The 19,186-nt window shown below is 72.5% G+C and carries 20 protein-coding genes; 11 read left to right on the forward strand and 9 right to left on the reverse strand.

The window, feature by feature from the left end; genetic code table 11:
• Nucleotides 1–102: 102 nt before the first annotated feature.
• Genes AC07CM_RS16295 through AC07CM_RS16310 form a run of 4 tightly spaced genes read right to left on the reverse strand, consistent with a single transcriptional unit; the run spans nucleotide 103 to nucleotide 4,314 of the window.
• On the reverse strand, nucleotides 103–516 hold the full coding sequence (locus tag AC07CM_RS16295) for a DUF742 domain-containing protein (RefSeq protein ID WP_478877046.1): 414 nt from the start codon (nucleotides 514–516) through the stop codon (nucleotides 103–105).
• 18 nt (nucleotides 517–534) lie between these two features.
• Nucleotides 535–972, reverse strand: a complete 438-nt coding sequence (locus tag AC07CM_RS16300; protein ID WP_478877047.1) for a roadblock/LC7 domain-containing protein — start codon at nucleotides 970–972, stop codon at nucleotides 535–537.
• A complete protein-coding gene (locus tag AC07CM_RS16305; RefSeq protein WP_478877048.1) occupies nucleotides 969–3,491 on the reverse strand; it encodes a sensor histidine kinase in 2,523 nt (840 codons plus the stop codon). The genes AC07CM_RS16300 and AC07CM_RS16305 overlap by 4 nt, the downstream gene beginning before the upstream one ends.
• Before the next feature lie 49 nt (nucleotides 3,492–3,540).
• Nucleotides 3,541–4,314, reverse strand: a complete 774-nt coding sequence (locus AC07CM_RS16310) for an MHYT domain-containing protein (RefSeq protein ID WP_478877049.1) — start codon at nucleotides 4,312–4,314, stop codon at nucleotides 3,541–3,543.
• Between the two features lie 152 nt (nucleotides 4,315–4,466).
• Here AC07CM_RS16310 and AC07CM_RS16315 point away from each other — a divergent pair, with 152 nt between their 5' ends.
• Nucleotides 4,467–5,066, forward strand: coding sequence for a class I SAM-dependent methyltransferase (locus AC07CM_RS16315; protein ID WP_478877050.1), 600 nt, complete (start codon nucleotides 4,467–4,469; stop codon nucleotides 5,064–5,066).
• A gap of 13 nt (nucleotides 5,067–5,079) precedes the next feature.
• Here the strand turns inward: AC07CM_RS16315 and AC07CM_RS16320 are convergent, their stop codons facing one another.
• Entirely contained in the window at nucleotides 5,080–5,835 is a 756-nt protein-coding gene (locus AC07CM_RS16320) for an alpha/beta fold hydrolase (protein ID WP_478877051.1), read from the reverse strand.
• Nucleotides 5,836–5,952: 117 nt separating this feature from the next.
• On the opposite strand from AC07CM_RS16320, the gene AC07CM_RS16325 reads away from it, so the two are divergent.
• The gene (locus tag AC07CM_RS16325; RefSeq protein WP_478877052.1) at nucleotides 5,953–6,486 is read left to right on the forward strand and encodes a PadR family transcriptional regulator; all 534 of its coding nucleotides are present in this window, start codon (nucleotides 5,953–5,955) and stop codon (nucleotides 6,484–6,486) included.
• Here AC07CM_RS16325 and AC07CM_RS16330 read toward each other — a convergent pair.
• Nucleotides 6,463–7,368, reverse strand: coding sequence for an oxygenase MpaB family protein (locus tag AC07CM_RS16330; RefSeq protein WP_478877284.1), 906 nt, complete (start codon nucleotides 7,366–7,368; stop codon nucleotides 6,463–6,465). The genes AC07CM_RS16325 and AC07CM_RS16330 overlap by 24 nt on opposite strands.
• Before the next feature lie 98 nt (nucleotides 7,369–7,466).
• On the opposite strand from AC07CM_RS16330, the gene AC07CM_RS16335 reads away from it, so the two are divergent.
• Entirely contained in the window at nucleotides 7,467–7,763 is a 297-nt protein-coding gene (locus AC07CM_RS16335; RefSeq protein ID WP_478877053.1) for a hypothetical protein, read from the forward strand.
• Between the two features lie 139 nt (nucleotides 7,764–7,902).
• On the forward strand, nucleotides 7,903–8,766 hold the full coding sequence (locus AC07CM_RS16340; RefSeq protein ID WP_478877054.1) for a hypothetical protein: 864 nt from the start codon (nucleotides 7,903–7,905) through the stop codon (nucleotides 8,764–8,766).
• Between the two features lie 100 nt (nucleotides 8,767–8,866).
• Here the strand turns inward: AC07CM_RS16340 and AC07CM_RS16345 are convergent, their stop codons facing one another.
• Nucleotides 8,867–9,049: a hypothetical protein gene (locus AC07CM_RS16345; protein WP_061917615.1), complete on the reverse strand. Its 183-nt coding sequence runs from the start codon at nucleotides 9,047–9,049 to the stop codon at nucleotides 8,867–8,869.
• Between the two features lie 351 nt (nucleotides 9,050–9,400).
• On the opposite strand from AC07CM_RS16345, the gene AC07CM_RS16350 reads away from it, so the two are divergent.
• A complete protein-coding gene (locus tag AC07CM_RS16350) occupies nucleotides 9,401–10,741 on the forward strand; it encodes an esterase-like activity of phytase family protein (protein ID WP_478877055.1) in 1,341 nt (446 codons plus the stop codon).
• A 6-nt stretch (nucleotides 10,742–10,747) separates the two neighbouring features.
• Here the strand turns inward: AC07CM_RS16350 and AC07CM_RS16355 are convergent, their stop codons facing one another.
• Together AC07CM_RS16355 and xylA are read right to left on the reverse strand one after the other, a co-directional pair.
• Nucleotides 10,748–11,221, reverse strand: coding sequence for a hypothetical protein (locus tag AC07CM_RS16355; protein ID WP_478877056.1), 474 nt, complete (start codon nucleotides 11,219–11,221; stop codon nucleotides 10,748–10,750).
• Between the two features lie 195 nt (nucleotides 11,222–11,416).
• Nucleotides 11,417–12,583 carry a xylose isomerase gene (xylA, locus tag AC07CM_RS16360; protein WP_478877057.1) on the reverse strand — a complete coding sequence of 389 codons (1,167 nt, stop codon included), beginning with the start codon at nucleotides 12,581–12,583 and terminating at the stop codon, nucleotides 11,417–11,419.
• A gap of 190 nt (nucleotides 12,584–12,773) precedes the next feature.
• Between xylA and xylB the strand changes: the two genes are divergently transcribed.
• The 6 genes from xylB (at nucleotide 12,774) to AC07CM_RS16390 (ending at nucleotide 19,116) form a co-directional block, all read left to right on the forward strand.
• Nucleotides 12,774–14,219 carry a xylulokinase gene (gene xylB / locus AC07CM_RS16365; protein ID WP_478877058.1) on the forward strand — a complete coding sequence of 482 codons (1,446 nt, stop codon included), beginning with the start codon at nucleotides 12,774–12,776 and terminating at the stop codon, nucleotides 14,217–14,219.
• 52 nt (nucleotides 14,220–14,271) lie between these two features.
• Nucleotides 14,272–15,480: an ROK family protein gene (locus AC07CM_RS16370; RefSeq protein WP_478877059.1), complete on the forward strand. Its 1,209-nt coding sequence runs from the start codon at nucleotides 14,272–14,274 to the stop codon at nucleotides 15,478–15,480.
• Between the two features lie 207 nt (nucleotides 15,481–15,687).
• Nucleotides 15,688–15,846: a hypothetical protein gene (locus tag AC07CM_RS16375; RefSeq protein ID WP_478877060.1), complete on the forward strand. Its 159-nt coding sequence runs from the start codon at nucleotides 15,688–15,690 to the stop codon at nucleotides 15,844–15,846.
• Nucleotides 15,840–17,171 (forward strand): APC family permease, encoded by a 1,332-nt coding sequence (locus tag AC07CM_RS16380; RefSeq protein ID WP_478877061.1) that lies wholly within the window; start codon nucleotides 15,840–15,842, stop codon nucleotides 17,169–17,171. The genes AC07CM_RS16375 and AC07CM_RS16380 overlap by 7 nt, the downstream gene beginning before the upstream one ends.
• 261 nt (nucleotides 17,172–17,432) lie before the next feature.
• Nucleotides 17,433–18,446: an acetamidase/formamidase family protein gene (locus AC07CM_RS16385; RefSeq protein WP_478877062.1), complete on the forward strand. Its 1,014-nt coding sequence runs from the start codon at nucleotides 17,433–17,435 to the stop codon at nucleotides 18,444–18,446.
• 67 nt (nucleotides 18,447–18,513) lie between these two features.
• Nucleotides 18,514–19,116, forward strand: a complete 603-nt coding sequence (locus AC07CM_RS16390; RefSeq protein ID WP_478877063.1) for an N-acetylmuramoyl-L-alanine amidase — start codon at nucleotides 18,514–18,516, stop codon at nucleotides 19,114–19,116.
• The last annotated feature ends 70 nt before the right edge of the window (nucleotides 19,117–19,186 follow it).

Raw genomic sequence — 19,186 nt, forward strand, 5'->3', positions numbered from 1 at the left:
CAGACCGAAATGAACCTGATGTGACCGGTTCGCGCCCGGTTGGTTCCGGAACGTGTACGGAATGGGATGCGGCACGGTGCCCGCCGGGCTGGGAACGTTCATCTACAGCGCCCGCAGTCCCTCGATCACCTCACGCAGGATGCGCTCGTCCGGCAGGTGGGCCGGGGGTACCGGGCGGCTGATGGTGACGCAGCCCAGTTCCAGAAGGTCACCGAGGAGCACCCTGATCACACCCACCGGGAGGTCCGCGTCGGCCGCGAGTTCGGCGACGGACTGGGTCTCCGTGCGGCACAGGTCGATCAGCGCCCGGTGTTCGGGGCCGAGCGCGGTGTCGTCGTCCACCGCCGGTGCGGCGGGGTCGAGGGTGACGAGGGCGATCAGGTCGAAGCGCACACCGGTGGGGCCGGCCTGGGTGCGGCCGCCGGTCATGGCGTAGGGGCGGACCAGGGGCCCGGCCTCGCCGTCGTACCACTGGCTGCCCTGCTCGCTCGGGCCGCCGTTCGGTGTCTCGGTCATCGGTGCCGCCCTTCCGGCTCATCCGGCAGCGGGCGGCTGGGCGGCGACGCGCGGCGCGGTGTAGAGATGCTCGCCGACCCGCTTGACCAGTCGCGCCATCTCGTAGGCGACCAGGCCGATGTCGGCGGTGACGGCGGTGAGGACGGCGAGGCAGGAGCCTTCGCCGGCGGCGGCCACGAAGAGGAAGGCGTCGTCCATCTCCACCATGGTCTGGCGTACGCCGCCCGCTCCGAAGTGCCTTCCCGCGCCCTTGGCGAGGCTGTTGAAGCCGGAGGCCACGGCGGCCAGATGTTCCGCGTCCTCCCGTGCGAGACCGGTGGAGGCGCCGACGGCCAGGCCGTCGTTGGACAGCACGACGGCGTGCCGTACCTCGCTCACCCGCATCACCAGGTCGTCCAGCAGCCAGTCGAGTTCGCCGGATCGCTGGGCGGCCCTCAGGTTCGGGTCCTGGATCATGCCGGGTCTCCTTCAGTACTGTCACTGCCCGTTCCGGGTTCCGGGGCGGAGCCGCGGCCAGGTTGCCTGCCGCCGCCCCGTACCCAGCCGTCGCGGTAGGCCGCCATACGGTCCCGGACGAGTTCGGGGGTGCGCCGGTCGTCGGCGCGCGGTGCGGGGTCGGGCGCCGGCTCTTCGGCGCGCTGATGGCGGAGTTGGGGGGCGAGGCTCGCCTGGCGCACTCGGCGCGGGAGGTTGTCGGAGGGTTCGGAGTCGGCCGGTGGGCGGTGCAGCCTCAAGGTGGCGACTCCGGGGGGCGGGGGTTCGTGCGCGGGGGTCGAGGGAGCCGGTGGGTCGACCGCGAGGGCGGGTCGGCCGCTCTGCGCGGTGACCGCCGCGGGGGGCGGGGGCGCGTCGGGCACGCGCGCGTACTCGCGTGGCGGCTCCGGCCGTACCGGCGCCTCTTCGTGGTTCCGGCGCTCCGCGGAACCGGTGTGCAGCAGCGCGGTGGGCAGCAGCACGACCGCCGTGGTGCCTCCGTAGGGCGAGGTGCGCAGGTGCACCTTGATGCCGTGCCGGGAGGCGAGCCTGCTCACCACGAACAGTCCCAGGCGGTCGCTGTCGAACAGGTCCAGCGCCTCGGACTGCTCGATGCGCCGGTTGGCGTCCGCGAGAGTGTCGGCGCCCATGCCGAGACCCCGGTCCTCGACCTCGACGGCGTATCCGTTGCCGACGGGCTCGCCGGTGACGCGCACGCGCGTGTGGGGCGGCGAGAACTGGGCGGCGTTCTCAACGAGTTCGGCGAGCAGGTGGGTGAGGTCGGCCACGGCCCCGCCTATGACGGCGGCCTCCGGGAGCTGGCGTACCTCCACGCGCGCGTAGTCCTCCACTTCGGAGACGGCCGCACGTACGACGTTCGTCAGGGACACGGGCATGCGCCAGGCCCGGCCGGGTGCGGCTCCGGAGAGAATGATCAGGCTCTCGGCGTGGCGCCGCATCCGGGTGGTGAGGTGGTCGAGCCGGAAGAGGTCGCTCAGCTCGTTGGGATCGTCGGAGCGTCGTTCCATGCTGTCCAGGAGGCTGAGCTGACGGTGGACCAGCACCTGGCTGCGGCGGGCCAGATTGACGAAGACCCCGGAGATGCCGCTGGCGAGTTCGGCGCGCTCCACGGCCGCGTGCAGTGCGGCGCGGTGCACGGTGGTCAGGGCTTCGGCCACCTGTCCGGCCTCGTCCTCGGCGGGCGGTCCGGCGGGGGCCTCGGCCTGGATGTAGATCTCCTCGCCGGCGCGCAGTTTCCGCATCGCCGCGGGGAGCTTGCGCCGCGCGATCTCCAGGGCGTCGTTGCGCAGGCTCACCAACTCGACCACGAGGGCCCGTCCGATGCGGACGGAGATCACGAGCGACGCGACGACGGCGACCAGGCCGAAGAGGACGGCGGCGCCCGCCGGGCTCAGCAGACCGCGTGCGAACGGGTCGGCGCGGCCCGCGACGGCACGGCCCGTGTCCGCCGCGATGGCCCGCATGCCGTCCTGCACGCGCGCGTGGGCGGTGTTCCAGGCGGTCGCCGGTGCCGTGTCGACCGCCTTCGCGCCGGAACCGGCGGCGAGGATCCTGTCCTCGGTGGAGGTGAGCGAGGTGTAGGCGCCGGCGCCGGCCAGGTCGCGCCAGGCGGCGCGCTGAGCGCCGGGCAGGTCGGCGACGGCCGCCTCGGTGAGGGTGCGGCGGGTGGCGGCGGCCGCGCCGAACAGCCGCAGCCGTTCGCCCTGGAGGCCGGCGGCCGGGCGCGCGCTGCCGAGGACGGCGTCCTCCTGGGCCAGCGCCTCGCCGGCACGGGAGAACTCGAACAGCACGCGTGCGTCGGCGCCGACGTCGGCCTGCTGGATGCCGGTCAGTGCGCCGTCCACGCTGAAGGCAGTACCGATGGCGTTCGTGTACTGCGCGTACACCTCGCTCCAGCCGGCCTCGTGGTCGCTTACGGCGGTCCGCAGCGCGCGCAGATGCTCGGCAGCGGTGACGAAGGCCTCGAGGCGTCCGGCGACTCCGGAGGGCAGTTCCTGGCTGTCGGCGACGGTGTTGTCGTCGCCGAGCCGCAGCTTGGCCACCGCGCGGTCGGTACGGGCGGCGAGCCCTTCGAGATCGTCGCCGCTTCCGGACCCCGGGTCGGCGACATGGCGCACGGCGGCGGCGCGTTCGGTCTGCAGGGCGGTGACGGCGGCGGCGATCGGGGCCCGCAGCTCGGCGTCGACCCGCTGGGACTCGCGGAGCCGGGCGACGTCCTGGGCGGTGCTGACGGTGGCGTACGCCCACAGGGCGAGCAGGGAGACGACGGGCACCATCAGCAGGCAGACCACCTTGGCGCGCACCGTGCGGGGGCGTGCGCGCCAACGACCCGCGCGCGGTGGCGCGTTGTCGGGCAGCGTGTGGAGGGGCCGGTCCGCGGCCTCGTCTGCCGGTGGTCCGGCATGTGCGCGACGGCCGCGCGGCGTGGGCGGGGACTGCGCCGGGGTGCCGGCTTCGGGGGTGCTACGGGGTGGGCGCATGGCCTCCTCGCTCGGGACGTGGGTCGTGGGCTCCGGGGCCGGGCTCCCGCTAGCGGGCGGCGCTCTGGACGGGGCGCTGGGCCGAGGCGGACGCCTCGCGCTCGTCGGCCGTGGGCGAGAGGGCGACGAAGGCCGAGGTGAGGAACAGATAGGACCCGAGGCCCACGGCGAGGGGGAAGATGAACTGCATCGCCGTGGCCCCGGGCAGTGCGTCGCCGGAGGGGATGACGCGCACTCTCACCGCGAACATCCCGGTGTAGTGCATGCTGCTGACGGCCGCCCCCATGACGAGGGAGGCGAGCGTGACCGCGAGGGGCGACTTGATGTTGAGCCCCGCCCACAGGGCCGCGGTCGCCGCCACGACGGCGATCAGGACCGAGAGCCCGACGAGCACGGGGTCGTAGGTCACGTCGCCGTGCAGCCGTACCGCCGCCATGCCCAGGTAGTGCATGCTGGCGACGCCCACCCCGGTGGTGAGCCCGCCGAGGAGCAGGGCACGGTTGCGGTCCCGGCTGTAGCCGACGGCGAAGACGCCGCCGCAGACGACGACCATGGCGACGACGAGACTGAGGATGGTCAGCGGCACGTCGTAGCGGATGTCGGTGCCGCTGACGCGGAAGCCGAGCATGGCCACGAAGTGCATGGTCCAGATGCCCGTCCCGATCGCGGAGGCGGCGGTGACGAGCCAGTTGCGGCGCGAGCGGCCGGTGGTGGCGAGCGCGCGCATCGTGCAGCGCAGGCCCAGTGCGGCGCCTATACAGGCCATCAGGTACGACAGCACGGGGGTCAGCCAGCCGAAGGCGGCGTGGTCCAGGTGTCCCATGGCCCCGGGACGCTAGCGGGGGCAGGGGCGCACAAAGGGGGCGCATTTCGAAAGGTGTTGGAATATGACACAGAGAGGTGAAGGAACGATCGCGTCCAGCTCGAACATGCGCGCAGGAATGTCCCCCGTGCCGGTGAGGAATCATGCGGAACATGAGCTACGACCACACGCATGTCCGGGAGTTCTTCACCGCCCGCGCGGCCGACTGGGACAGCAGGTTCCCCGACGACGGCCCCGCCTACGCGGCCGCGGTCGCGGAATTGGGTCTGCGCACGGGTGATCGGGTACTGGACGCCGGCTGCGGCACCGGGCGCGCCCTTGCGCCCTTGCGTGCCGCCGTGGGGCCCACCGGCGTGGTGGCCGGGGTCGATCTGACCGCGGCGATGCTCCAGGCCGCCGTACGGGCCGGCCGGAACCGGGAGGGGCGCCTGCTCCTCGCGGACGTCGCCACGCTGCCGCTGCGGTCGGGGTCCCTGGACGCCGTGTTCGCGGCGGGCCTGATAACGCACCTGCCGAAGCCCGCCGAGAACCTGCGGGAGTTGGTCCGCGTGGTGCGACCGGGCGGCACGCTCGCGCTGTTCCATCCCATCGGCCGGGCGGCCCTGGCGGCCCGGCAGGGGCGGCAGATCACCCCCGACGATCTGCGGGCGGAGGTCAATCTCGGCCCTCTGCTGACCGATTCCGGGTGGCGCATGACCTCGTACGTCGACGAGGACGCCCGGTTCCTCGCAGTGGCGGTCCGCGAGGGCTGAGGGCCGGGGTGGGTCAGTCCCGTCCCGCCACGGCCGCCGCGAAGCCGTCGGGGTTGTCGAACATGACGTTGTGCCCGGCGCCCGGCACCGTCACCACGCGGACTCCGGCGTCCTCCAGGCCCTGCCGGCCCGCGAGTTCACCGCTCTGTTCACCCTGAAGGTAGACGCGGTCGATCGCCAGACCTTCCAGGATCGTGCGCATCACGGGGTCCGAACCGCGCCGGAGGCCGACGGCGCTGCGGTGCAGCGCGCGGGGATCGGCGAGCCGCATGGTGGCCGCCCACAGGGGGCCTACGGCTTCCAGCACGCGCGCGTACTGCTCCTCGACGAACTCGTCCTCCCCGAAGGAGGCGATTCCGCTGCTGCCGGCCGTCCGGGGCGGGAAGGCGTCCAGATTGGCCTCGGCGAGGACCAGCCGGGAGACGAGGTCGGGTCGTCGGTGGGCGAGCACAATGGCGACGGCACCTCCCATGCTGTGCGCGATCAGCTCGGCGCCGCCCACAGCAGCGTCGTCCAGTGCGGCCGCGACGGCGTCCGCGTTCTCCTCCAGTGTGTAACCGAAGTGCTCGGGCCGGTCGATGATGCCGTGTCCGGGCAGGTCCACGAAGAGACTGCGCCTGCCCGCGAGTTCGGGGCGGGCCGCGATGTGCGCGTGGTACACGCTGGAGACCGACCCGAGTCCGTGCAGGTACACCCGCGCGGGTTCCTCCCCGGGCACCTCCGTCCATCGGATCCGGCTACCCCGACTGTCGAATGCGGCCTGCTTCACCGTGCCCCTCCCTGATGACTGCGATGGCGTGTCACTCACCATACCTCGTGATCGATGTATAGCGGTGTCGCAATATCGCGGGCACGGTGTACAGCGGCTCTGCGAGAGAATGTGCTCATGCTGGAACTCGCCATCCTGGGCTTCCTGTACGACGCCCCGCTGCACGGCTACGTCCTGCGCCGGCACATCGCCGCGCTCACCGGCCACGTACGCCCCGTCGCCGAGAGCACGCTGTACCCGGCGATCAAACGGCTGGAGAAGGCGGGGCTGCTGGTGCGGGCCACGGAGCCCGGCGCCGTGGCCGCGCCGCGTCATGTCCTGACGCTCACCGAGGAGGGCAGACGGGAGCTGCGGCGCCGGCTCGCCGACCCGGTTCAGCGCGAGATCACCGACGAGAACCAGTGGTTCGCCCTGCTCGCTTTCCTGCGGCACCTGGACGACCCCGCGGCCCAGGCGGCCGTGCTGCGACGCCGGCTGGCCTTCCTGCAGGAGCCGGCGAGTTTCTTCTACGACGGTGACCGGCCGCTGGCCGCGGAGGAACTGGACGACCCGTTCCGGCGCGGTGTCCTCACCATCGCGCGGGCCACGAGCCGGGCCGAACTCGCCTGGCTGCGTGACACCCTGGCGTCACTCGAGGGCGTCGGCCGCTGAGGTGTCCAGGTGTCTCACCGGGCAGCCGCCCATCCCCGGCACCGGGCGGGTGCCCAGGTCGGCCGGTCGGTAGCCGTTCGGATAGCCCTTGACCTCCCAGTTCTGCCGCGCGAAGTGCGGTGCGCGGCGGGGCGGCAGCAGCCGGACCAGGCGGCCCCGCGCCCGGACCGCGCGGCGCACGAGCGAGGACGTGGCCGGGCTCGGCGGCTCGTAGCGGAAGGCACGCAGGAGCGGCTCGTCGAGCAGGGCGAGCGTGGCCGTGCGCAGCAGGGGTGCCAGCGGGCTCGGGTACCAGGACGCCATCAGGTCGAGCGTGGCGTCCGAGACCCGCCGGGCCCGCTCGTCCCAGGCGAAGTTCTCCTCCTCGTAGGCGTCGAGGAGCTCTTCGAACTCCTCGTAGGTCGCGGGAACCGCGGGGATGCCCATGTGCCGGCCGAGAGTGCGGTAGTACTCGGTGGTGGCGACGATCTCGTGCCGGGACAGGCGGCGCCAGCCGTAGGCGTCGATCCAGCGCCTGGGCATCACGACGAAGGTGGAGAGGACGTAGCGCATGTCGTCGTCGCTGATGTCGTAGCTCCGGTGCATCTGGTTGATGCGGCGGATCGCGGTACGGCCCTCCTCGGCGGTGAAGCCGTGCTCCACGACGGCGTCGAGGAGCAGCACGGTGTCGTCGTACCGCTTCTGGGTGCGCTCGGTCAGCTCCGCCGTCCGCGCGAGCAGCCGACCGATGCTAGGAACGGCGTAGGTGCGGTACAGGGCCAGCTCCAGGGCCCGGGCGTAGTCCCAGGGAAATTCGAACGCCACGCTGAGCCGGTAGATCTCGACGGCGTCCGCCACCGGGTCCATCCGACGGATCCGCTCGAGCCGCTCGAAGCGCTTCACCGCGCCGTCCCCCTTCTGTCGCCGGAACTCCAACTCTACGTTGAACTGCAGCAGATGGACGATCGACGGCAACCCCGTTCAGGGGGAAGGTGGGGCACGTGTTCGACGCGATACGCAAGTACACCGCCAGATTCCGTATCTCCTCGCACGCCGGGGCCGCGGGCGCTCGGGAACGGCGTGCACACAACTTGTTCGAAGCCGCGGCCGCCTATGTGGCGGCCTGCGCGGAGGACGACCAGGACCGCATCGACGAGGCGGCGACCTGGGTGTCGCCGGAGGCGCTGTCGTTCGGAGTGAACGAGTTGGCGTGCCGGGCCGTCCTCGCGATCGCCCGGGAGCGTGACGAGTCGCCCGGGGCGGTGGCGCGCGACCTCCTCGGGCTTCCGGCGGCCTGAGACGAACGCTTCCGATCGGCGGGCATTTCGCCCCCGTCCAGGTGGAAACCTGCAGCTCCGCGTGGTGTGCGGAGTCGTGACAAGGGCCTTCCGCTCGCACTAGGGTGCGCGCCGATGGACGAACGACTGGGAGGCAGGGATGGCCGGAACCGACGATGAGGCCGTCGCCGCCGCGGACGAGGCGCTGTATGTGCTCACGGCGGTGCTGCTGACGCCTGCGCAGTTTCCGAGCGTGCTGGGCGACGACTACCCGGAGGCCTGTGCGGCGCTGGGCCTCGCGCCACGCGCCGACGGGTACGGCCTGGTGCTCGGCCAGGGCGGTGACGGTGCCCGCTGGACGGTGGCGATCGACGACGTCTCGCTGGTCGCCGTGGCGATCGCGTCCTGGGACTGCGGCATGGAGTACGAACTGTCGCCGGACGAGAGGACCGTCGTGGCCGCCCTGCCGGGCTGGCCGCTGGCGGTCGCCGTCGCCGCGCCCGGGGTGCCCGCGCCGCACGATCCCTCGCCCGAGGTCGCGGACGGGCCCGCCCTGACTCCGCCGGACACCAGTACCTGGGGGCCGGCCCAGCGGCGGCTGGGCGCCGACGAGATCGCGCTGCAGTGGGCGGTCTGGCGGGAGCAGATCGGTGACGACCACTTCCGCTCGTCCGACAAACCGGCCGAGACGCCCGACGAGCCGGCCGAGCCGACGGAGACCGCCGCGGACAGCGAGGAGGGCCTGCCGGAGGGCGGCCACCAGGGCGTCCGGCGCGTGCTGACGGAGGCGCGTGCCTACATCGACTCGCCGCCGCCGCTCGGCCGCGTGCGCTCGTCGTTCGCCCCCGGGGACGCCCGGACGCTGCGCGCCGACGGTCCCGGGTGGTCGATCGTGGCCCGCACCGACGACATCGCGTTCGTCCTGCTCGACGAGGAGCCCGGGGAGGTCCTGCCGGTGGGCCGGGGCCCCGAACTGCCCAGCCTGCTGGAGGCGCTCGACAAGATGGCCGTGCGGCCGAACTGACCGCTCCGGGACCGCGCCTCTCACGGAAGCGCGGTCCCCGACGGCGCCGGGCGCGTCCTCGGTCTCGTCGGCGAACGGATCAGGCCCCTCGGCCCGTCCCTCAGCGGCCGATCTCCTTGCGTGCGACCCGGCGGAGCCTGCGCCGCTGCGAGGGGTCCAGCGTCAGGTAGGCGGCGGCCGGAACCCCCACCACGATCAGGAACGCCACCCACCAGGGAAGCCATATCAGCAGGATGAGACCGACCGCCACACCCCCTGCGGCGATCTTCGCGTTCTTGGACATCAGCGTCGCCTCCTTCACGGCCACTGCCGCTCTCTACTCCGAGAACGGCCCCGCGCTCCCCGCGGTTCCGGATCCCGACCCTGAGACATCCCTGAGACGCGCCCCCTAGTGGCTCAGGTCACAGGGTAAGCCTTCGGCGTGAGCGTCCGGAGTGCCGCGGTCCGACAGTCCGGTGTGCTGCGGTCCGGCACCTCCGGGCGGGTGGTCAAATTTGACCATGTCAGCCATCCGGCGGTCTGCGGGAACGACCCGACGAGCGGTGGACGCCGCTAGTTCATCCCCGGGTCGTACGGCGTTCCTCCGGAGGCCCAAATCTGGCCGCAGTCAACGCACTTGCTCCCAGGAGGCCCGATGTCCCCGTACGCCACCGGCCGGCGCCGTGTCCGCCGTTCCCTCACCGTGGGCCTGCCCACGGCCCTGGCCGCCGCCCTCGTGGCCGCGGGGACGGCCACGGCGACGCCGTCCGGGGACGCCCGTGTCATCCGCACGGCGACCCTCGGGGAGATCCCGCTCGGCGCGTTCAGCAACGCGCTGCTGCCGGGTACCGTCGACGACGACCACGGAGTGGATCTCGGCGGCATCGGCAGCGACATCTACCCGGCGGGCCGCAAGGGTGAGTACTGGACCGTCACCGACCGCGGCCCGAACGGCCAGATCAAGGTGGACGGCAAGAAGCGCCGGACGTTCCCGGTGCCGGGATTCGACCCGGCCATCGTGAAGATCCGGGTCTCCGGGAACACCGTCGAGGTGATCGACGCGATTCCGATCACCACGTCCTCGGGGAAGGCCGTCACCGGGCTGCCCGACCGGAAGAGCCGCGACGAGGCGCCGTACACCTACGACGCCACGACCCCGCTCTCGTACGACCCGAACGGTCTGGACACCGAGGGCATCGTGCGGGCCGCGGACGGGACCTTCTGGCTGGTGGACGAGTACGGACCCTCGCTCGTCCACGTCTCGGCGCGCGGGAAGGTGCTCGCCCGCTACGTGCCCAAGGGGCTGAACCTCGCCGGAGCCGACTACCCGGTGGTGGAGGCCCTGCCGGCCATCCTGTTGCACCGGAAGATCAACCGCGGCTTCGAGGGGCTGGCACAGCTTCCCGGTGGCGACCTGGTGATGGCTCTGCAGAGCCCGCTCTCGCTGCCCGACGCGGACTCCGGGGACGCCTCGCGCACGACCCGGCTGCTGCGCTTCTCGCCGCGGAAGAAGGCCGTCACCGCGGAGTACGCCTACCGCTTCGACCCGGTGAACGTCGTCGATCCCTCTGAGGACGACACGTCCGAGCTGAAGATCTCCTCGGTGGTGGCCGTAGGCGGTGACCGGCTCCTGGTGGAGGAGCGCACCGACAAGGCGGCCCGGCTGCAGCTGGTCAGGCTGGGACACCGGGCCGACATCCTCGGCGGCCCCTGGGACGACGACACGACGTCTCCGTCGCTCGAGCAGCTGGACGACCCGGCAGCCGCGGGCGTCTCCGTACTGGCCAAGCGGCTCGTGGTGGACCTCGGCAAGGTGAGCGGCGTGCCGGGGAAGATCGAGGGCATCGCGCGCGTGGACGACCACACGCTCGCCCTCATCAACGACAACGACTTCGGCATGACCGACGGCGCGGGCGCGTTCGACGCCCAGGGCCGCCTGGTCGACAGCGGCATCAGGACGACCGTGACGTACGTCCGGCTGCCCGGGAGCCGGTGAGGCACGTCAGGGGAGTTCGTCCGAGAGAGAGGGCAGAAGGGACTCGAAATCGCTCGGGAGTGTGCTCGGCAGTCCCGACGGCAGTCCGCTCGGGAGGGTGCTGGGCAGTCCCGAGGGCAGTCCGCTCGGCAGCCGCGACGGCAGCCTGCTGGGCAGCTCGGTGGGCAGGCTGAAGGAGGGCCGGGGAGCGCGGCTCGTGCCCGTGCCGCTCCCGTCCGGCCCCTTCTCGTCCTGCGAGCCGTGGTGCCGGGAGGCCGTCAGCACCACGGTGAGGACGGCTGCGGCGACCACCAGAAGGGCCAGCAGGGCGAACAGCGGGCCACGGCGCCGCCGGGCGGGCTGGGGAGGCAGGAATCGGTCCGGCCCGCCCGACGGGGGCGGGCCGTAGCCGCCGTGCGGCGGTCCGAAGCCATCGGGCGGGGGCGGGGTGCCGCCGCCCGGCGGTTCGGGCGGCACGGGAGGTACGGGCGGCAGGGACATACCGTCCAGAGTCCCCACCGCCCGGTCACGGGGCCACCCGCGCGCGGAAGCTGATACCGGCTCATGCCGTGGACCGCACGATTCCGCGGCACCCCGCGCGGAGAGCTGTCAGCCGGACGTCCTGCTGAAACTCCCGAAGGCCGCAGGCACGCGCGCGGCCGGCTCGAAAAGGCCTCCCCCCGCGCGCGTGCGCAGTCAGCCCCGCGCGCCCAGCAGGTGGTCCATCGCCAGCTGGTCGAGACGTTCGAAGGCCATCCCGCGCGCGGCGGCCGCCTCCACGTCGAAGTCCTCGAAGGCCGTGCGGTCGCCGAGCAGGGCCTGCAGACCGTCGGCCGCGGTCGGCAGCGCCAGCTGGTCCAGACGCGAGGCGCGCAGCGCGTCCTGGACCTCCGGATCGGCGCGGAAGGCGGCCGCACGCTCCTTCAGCACGAGGTAGTTGCGCATGCAGCCGGCCGCCGACGCCCACACGCCGTCGAGGTCCTCGGTCCGCGGCGGCTTGAAGTCGAAGTGGCGGGGCCCTTCGTAACCGGCGCTCTCCAGGAGGTCGACGAGCCAGAACGCGGCCCGCAGGTCACCCGCACCGAACCGCAGGTCCTGGTCGTACTTGATGCCGGACTGCCCGTTGAGGTCGATGTGGAAGAGCTTGCCCGCCCACAGGGCCTGCGCGATCCCGTGCGGGAAGTTGAGCCCGGCCATCTGCTCGTGCCCCACCTCCGGGTTGACGCCGTACAGCTCCGGGCGCTCCAGGCGCTCGATGAACGCCAGCGCGTGGCCGACCGTGGGCAGCAGGATGTCGCCGCGCGGCTCGTTCGGCTTGGGCTCGATGGCGAAGCGGAGGTCGTAGCCCTGGGCGGTGACGTACTCACCGAGGAGGTCGAAGGCCTCCTTCATGCGGTCGAGGGCGGCGCGGACGTCCTTGGCGGCGCCGGACTCGGCGCCCTCACGACCGCCCCAGGCGACGTACGTGTGCGCGCCCAGTTCGGCGGCGAGATCGATGTTCCGGATCGTCTTGCGCAGTGCGTAGCGGCGGACGTCCCGGTCGTTGGCGGTGAACGCGCCGTCCTTGAAGACGGGGTGCGTGAAGAGGTTCGTGGTGGCCATCGGGACGGTCATGCCGGTCGCGTCCAGGGCCTGCCGGAACCGCTTGATGTGCGACTCGCGCTCGGTGTCGGAGGACCCGAAGGGGATCAGGTCGTCGTCGTGGAAGGTCACCCCGTGGGCGCCGAGCTCGGCCAGGCGCTGCACCGTCTCGACCGGGTCGAGGGCACGGCGGGTGGCGTCGCCGAACGGGTCCCTTCCCTGCCAGCCGACGGTCCACAGGCCGAAGGTGAACCTGTCCTCGGGGGTGGGCTGGTAGCTCATGCCGCGGCTCCTTGCTGGGTACGACTATTTCGTCATGGCCGTTTACAAATTAGTATGCAGACGCACCTCTGGGAAGAGACAACGTGTCTTTGACGACACGGCGTCTTCGACCATCGTCGGCGGATGCCGTCGACAGATGTCTCAGCCAGCTCACAGCACATCCCGCAGATCCGCGGAAGAGGAGAGCCCGATGTCAGCAGCCGAGGGTCCGCTCGTCGTCGGCGTGGACACGTCCACCCAGTCCACGAAGGCGCTGGTCGTGGACGCAGCCACCGGGGAAATCGTGGCGAGCGGCCAGGCGCCGCACACCGTGACCTCCGGTGCGGGCCGGGAGAGTGATCCGCGCCAGTGGTGGGCCGCCCTGCGCGAGGCGCTGCGCCAGTGCGGTGAGCCCGCGCACGAGGCGGCCGCGGTGTCGATCGGCGGCCAGCAGCACGGCCTGGTCACCCTGGACGAGCGGGGTGAGCCGGTTCGCCCGGCGCTGCTCTGGAACGACGTCCGCTCGGCGCCGCAGGCCCGCCGGCTCGTCGAGGAGCTGGGCGGCCCGAAGGGCTGGGCGGAGCGCACCGGCAGCGTGCCCGGAGCGTCGTTCACGGTGACCAAGTGGGCGTGGCTGGCCGAGCACGAGCCGGAAGCGGTTCGCGCCACGAGTGCGGTGCGGCTCCCCCACGACTACCTCACCGAGCGTCTGACCGGTCAGGGCACCACGGACCGTGGCGACGCCTCCGGCACCGGCTGGTGGGCGTCCGGCACGGAGGCGTACGACGAGGAGACGCTGGCGCACGTGGGGCTCGATCCCGCGCTGCTGCCCAGGGTGGTGCGTCCGGGCGAGGTGGCCGGCACCGTGCGCGAGCACCACGACCTGCCGTTCTCCAAGGGCACCCTGGTGGGGCCGGGCACCGGTGACAACGCGGCCGCCGCGCTGGGCCTCGGGCTGCGGCCGGGCGCCCCGGTGCTGAGCCTCGGCACCTCGGGCACCGTCTACGCCGTCTCCAAGCACCGCCCCGCCGATCCCACGGGCACGGTGGCGGGCTTCGCCGACGCGCACGGGGACTGGCTGCCACTGGCCTGCACCCTGAACTGCACGCTCGCCGTGGACCGGATCGCGGCCCTGCTGGGCCTGGACCGGGAGGCCGTCGAGCCGGGAACCTCCGTCACCCTGTTGCCGTACCTGGACGGCGAGCGCACCCCGAACCTGCCGAAGGCCTCCGGCCTGCTGCACGGCCTGCGGCACGACACGACGCCCGGCCAGTTGCTGCAGGCGGCCTACGACGGCGCCGTGCACGCGCTGCTCGGCGCGCTCGATCTGGTGCTCGACGCGGAAGCGGACCGCAGCACCCCTCTCCTGCTGATCGGCGGCGGAGCCCGGGGCACCGCCTGGCAGCAGACGGTGCGGCGGCTGTCGGGGCGGCCGGTCCAGGTCCCGGAGGCCGGGGAACTGGTCGCCCTCGGTGCCGCTGCGCAGGCCGCCGGCCTGCTGACCGGCGAGGACCCGGCGGCGGTGGCCCGCCGCTGGAACACGGCCGCGGGGCCGGTGCTGGAGGCCGTGGAACGGGACGAGGCGACGCTGGCGCGGATCAGCGGGGTACTCTCCGACGCGGCCCCGCTGCTGGAGCGGGGGACCGAATCGAGCTGAGCCCGGCGTAACCACGAAGCCGAGCCCGCCCGGGACGAGGATCGACGCAGGCATGACAGCACCGCTGCACGAGGGCCGCCCGCCCGGTACCGGACGCGCCCTGCCCGACACCCAGCAGGGCATGCGCCGGCGCAACCTGGCCCGGGTGATGCACGCCGTCAGCGCCCAGGGCCCGCTGTCCCGGGCCGCGGTCGCCTCGCGCATCGGCCTGACACGTGCCGCGGTGTCGACCCTCGTGGACGAGCTGATCCGCTGGGGGCTGCTGGAGGAACTGGGCCCCGAACGGCCGGGCCGGGTGGGCCGCCCCGGATCGGCGCTCGCGGTGAGCGGGCGCGGTCCGGCCGGAATAGGTGCTGAGGTCGGCGTCGACCATCTCGCGGTGTGCGCGGTCGACCTGCGTGGCACCGTCCGGGCCCGGGCCGTGCGGCACGCAGCGAACCGGGGCCGCGCCCCGGAGCCGGTGATCGAGGAGCTGACGGCGCTGGTCCGCACCGTCGTGGCCGAGGCGGACCGGGACGGGCTGTGGCCCGCCGGTCTCGCGGTCGCCGTGCCGGGACTCGTGGCGCGGGACGGCCGTACGGTCGTGCGCGCCCCGAACCTCGCCTGGAGCAACACGGACCTCGGCCCCCTGCTGCCCGCCGGACTGCCCCTGACCGTCGACAACGAGGCCAACTTCGGCGCGCTGGCCGAACTGTGGCTCGGGGGCGGCACACCGCGCGACTTCCTGCATGTGTCGGCAGAGATCGGCATCGGCGCCGCGGTCGTCGTGGACGGACGACTGCTGCGCGGCACGAGAGGGTTCGCGGGCGAGCTGGGCCATGTGCCCGTCCACCCCGACGGCCCCCCCTGCCCGTGCGGCGGGCGCGGGTGTCTGGAGCAGTACGCCGGTGAGGAGGCGGTGCTGCGAGCGGCCGGGCTGGAGCCGCACGAGGACGTGGTCGGCCTGCTCGCCGGACGTGCGGAGAAGGGTGACGAAGACGTGCGGCGGGCGCTGCGGGACGCCGGTACGGCGCTCGGCATAGCCCTGACCGGGGCGGTCAATCTGCTCGACCCCGAGACGGTCGTCCTCGGCGGGGCACTCGCCGGCCTCTCCCCCTGGCTGCTGCCGTCGCTGGAGGACGAGCTGACGGGCCGCACGGCGGGACCGGCCTGCCCGGTGTCGGTGTCCGAGCTGGGCCCCGAAGGTCCGCTGCTGGGCGCCGCCCACTCCGTCGTCCGGGCCGTCCTCGACGATCCGGCGGCGGTGGCGGAACGGCCCTGACGGCCTGGTCTCACTCCATCGGGTGGCCGAGTTGTCCACAGCTCGCGCGTTGTCCACGGAACCGCGGCGCACTCTTCTGCCCAACTCGCCCGCGCCGTACCGTGATTCGCACGAGGCGCGGCCGCCGGGACTTCGCGGCGCAGCGCTCGCGGGACGAGAGGACACACGCGTCGAGTCGGCGTCCGCCGGCACACATCGGGGGGACACATGCGCGGGGAGACGACCGGGGCACTGCGGCGGGACGCCATCGGGCTGCGCGAGGTTCTGTTCCAGAGCATCACGGCGATGGCGCCGGCCGCCGCGGTGGCCGCCTCGATTCCGTCGGGAGCCGCCTCGCCGGCGGCAGTCTGCCCCTGGCCGTGCTGATCGCCCTGGTGGCCTGCCTGTTCACCGCGTCCTGCGTGGCCGAGCTGGCACGCGAGTTACCCGCTGCGGGATCGGTGGCCACCTACGCTGCCCGGGGTCTCCATCCGGCCGTCGGCTTCCTCGTCGGCTGGGGTTACGTCTTCGTGGAGATGCTGGTCCCGCCACTGCTGTTCCTGCAGCTGGGCTTCACCACGGCGGACACCCTGCACGAGGAATGGTCCTCGTATCCGGCGGACCTGTGGTGGCCTTGGTCGCTGGCGGGCGCCGTAGTGATCGCGGCCGCCGGATACCTCGGCGTCCGCGCCTCGGCCCGCTTCGGCACCGTCCTCGGCATCTTCGAGATCCTCGTCCTGCTGGTGTTCGCCGGCTTGCTGATCGGCAAGGCGGGTGACGCCAACACGCTGTCCGTCTTCGGCACGTCACACACCGCCGACGGATACTCCGGGGTCGGCGGGGTCTTCGCCGGGTCCGTGTACACCGTCCTCGCGTTCGCCGGGTTCGAAGCCGCGGCGCCGCTCGCCGAGGAGACCCGCGACCCCCGCCGGACGATGCACCGCGCGGTCCTCGGAGCGGCCCTGGGCATCGGTGTGTTCTACGTGGTCACGACGTACGCGATGACCGTGTACTTCGGCCCCGACCGCTTCGCCGGGTTCGGCGCGTCGGGCGCCGCCTCCTGGGAGGGCGTGGCCCGGGCCTCGTTCGGTTTCTTCTGGGTGCTGGTGTTCCTGGCGGTGGTCAACTCGACGATCGCCAACGCCAACGCGTGTTCCAACGTCTCGACCCGCACCGCCTTCGCCCTCGCCCGCATCCGGGTGCTGCCCCGTCTGCTCGCCACGCTGCATCCCCGGCACCGCTCCCCCGTGGTGGGGGTCGCGGTCCAGACCGTCGTCGCGGTCGGCGCGGTGCTGGGGCTCGGTCTCGCCTACGACCCGGTGACCGCGTTTCTGCTCCTGGCCACGGTGATCGTCACCGTCGTCGTCGGTGTCTACATCGTCGTGAACCTGGCCTGCGCGGGCTACTTCCTCCGGTGCGGCCGGGAGTCGTTCAAGCCGCTACGGCATCTGCTGTTCCCGCTGCTGGGCATCGCCGCGTTCGTCCCGGCACTGCTGACGGCCGCCGGGATCCCGGTGTTCGACTTCGTGACCGAGCTCTCGGCTCCGGTGTCGTACGCGGGTCCGGTGGTCGGCCTCTGGATGGCGGCCGGCGCGCTGGTGCTCCTGGTGCTGATACGGCGTCACCCCGAGCGGATAGCCGCGACCGCGCGGGTGCACGTCGAGGAACCCGACGCGGTCGGCAGCGCCCGGGACGGGACCGCGTCCCGCTGAACCGCGGGCGACGGATCGGGGACGCCCCGGAGGGACCCGAGCCGTGGCCGACGCCGGCGCGCGACGGCTGTGCGGCCGACAGCGCGGCGGCACGCCGTCAGGCAGCTCCACCGCCATCGCGCCGCAGCGGAGCACGTCAGCCGGCCCCGCCCGCCACTCCTCCGCTCCTTCTCGGCGGAAGGAACCGAGGCGCCCCTCCACGACTGCTCCTCGACGGTTTCCGCACCGATGACCGACCCAGCAGAAAGGACCGATGCCGCGATGACCGACCCCCGGATCCTGACCGTGCGCCCGGAACCGGACGAGTACGCCTGGACGTTCGGCGGTGCTCCCCCGGTGGCCCGGATCGAGCCCGGAACGGTGCTCGACCTCTACACGGAGGACTGCTTCGCGGGCCGTGTGCGGTCCGAGAAGGACCTCGTCTCCGAGGTCTGCGAGTTTCCCTTCCTCAACCCGCAGACCGGACCCTTCCACATCGAGGGTGCCGAGCCCGGGGACACCGTCGCCGTGCACTTCGTGTCCGTCGAACCGGCCCGGGACTGGGCCGCGTCGACCACCGTCCCCCTCTTCGGCGCCCTCACCTCGACCCACGCCACGGCCACCCTGCAGCCCCCGCTCCCGGAGCGGGTCTGGATCTGGCAGCTCGACCGAACCCGGCGCACCGCCCTCTTCCGGGCACAGGACAGCGACATCGAGCTGGAACTGCCCCTGGACCCGATGCACGGCACCGTGGGCGTGGCTCCCGCCAACCTCGAGGTGCGCTCGGCCCTGGTCCCGGACGCGCACGGCGGGAACATGGACACGCCCGAGATGCGGGCCGGGGTCACCTGCTATCTGGGGGTCAATGTCGAAGGTGCCCTGCTCAGCCTCGGTGACGGCCACGCGCGGCAGGGCGAGGGCGAGACCTGCGGGGTGGCCGTGGAGTGCGCGATGAACACAGTGGTGATCGTCGACCTGCTCAAGGGCGTCGCCACTCCCTGGCCCCGGCTGGAATCGGACACGCATCTGATCTCGACCGGCTCGGCGCGCCCACTGGAGGACGCGTTCCGGATATCGCAGCTTGACCTGGTGCAGTGGCTGGTACGCGACTACGGGTTCGGCGAGCTGGACGCCTACCAGTTCGCGACCCAGGCGGTCGAAGCGCCGTTGGCCAACGTGTGCGACACCAACTACACGTGCGTGGCCAAGCTCCGCAAGGAGTGGCTGCCCGCACGGGAGACCTACCGCGGCCTGCACGCGCGGCTGCGGGAGACGGCCCGGACGCTCCGTATCTGACGCCGCATCAGCCACCCTGGCATGTGACGTCTCTCCCCCCACACCCGCTTCCGAAAGGCGGCCGCCGATGGACACCGACCGGTCCGGACCGCAGCTCAGCAGACGACGCGTCCTGAGGGGCGCGGCACTCGCCGCCGTCCCCTACACATTGCTCCCCGACGCCCGTGCGGGCGCACAGGGAGCCGTCGACTATCCCAAGGCCGAGTGGCAGCCGGCGAGCACCGGCAACTACACCTCCTCCGACCGCCCCGGCGCCTACGCCGTCGACCGGGTGATCATCCACGTCACCCAGGAGACCTACCCGGACACCCTGGCCATCTTCCAGAACCCGCAGAAGAAGGTGTCCGCGCACTATGTGGTCCGCTCGGCGGACGGGCACGTGGCCCAGTGCGTGCGGGAGGCCGACGTCGCCTGGCATGCCGGCAACTGGGACTACAACACCCGCAGCATCGGCATCGAGCACGAGGGCTGGGTGGACCGGCCCGACTACTTCACCGACGCCCTCTACGAGCAGTCCGCGCAGCTGACGGCGGCGATCTGCGCCCAGTACGGCATCCCCAAGGACAGGGAGCACATCATCGGCCACTACGAGGTGCCGGGCTCCGACCACACCGATCCGGGACTGTACTGGGACTGGGTCCGCTACATCAGACTGGTCAATTTCGTCTAGGAGGACGTCGAACCGGTTGTCGGCGCGAACACGGCGCGTGACGATGGTCCCAGCCGTTTCACCGTCCGGG

It is taken from the genome of Streptomyces sp. NPDC044061, from assembly GCF_056434305.1.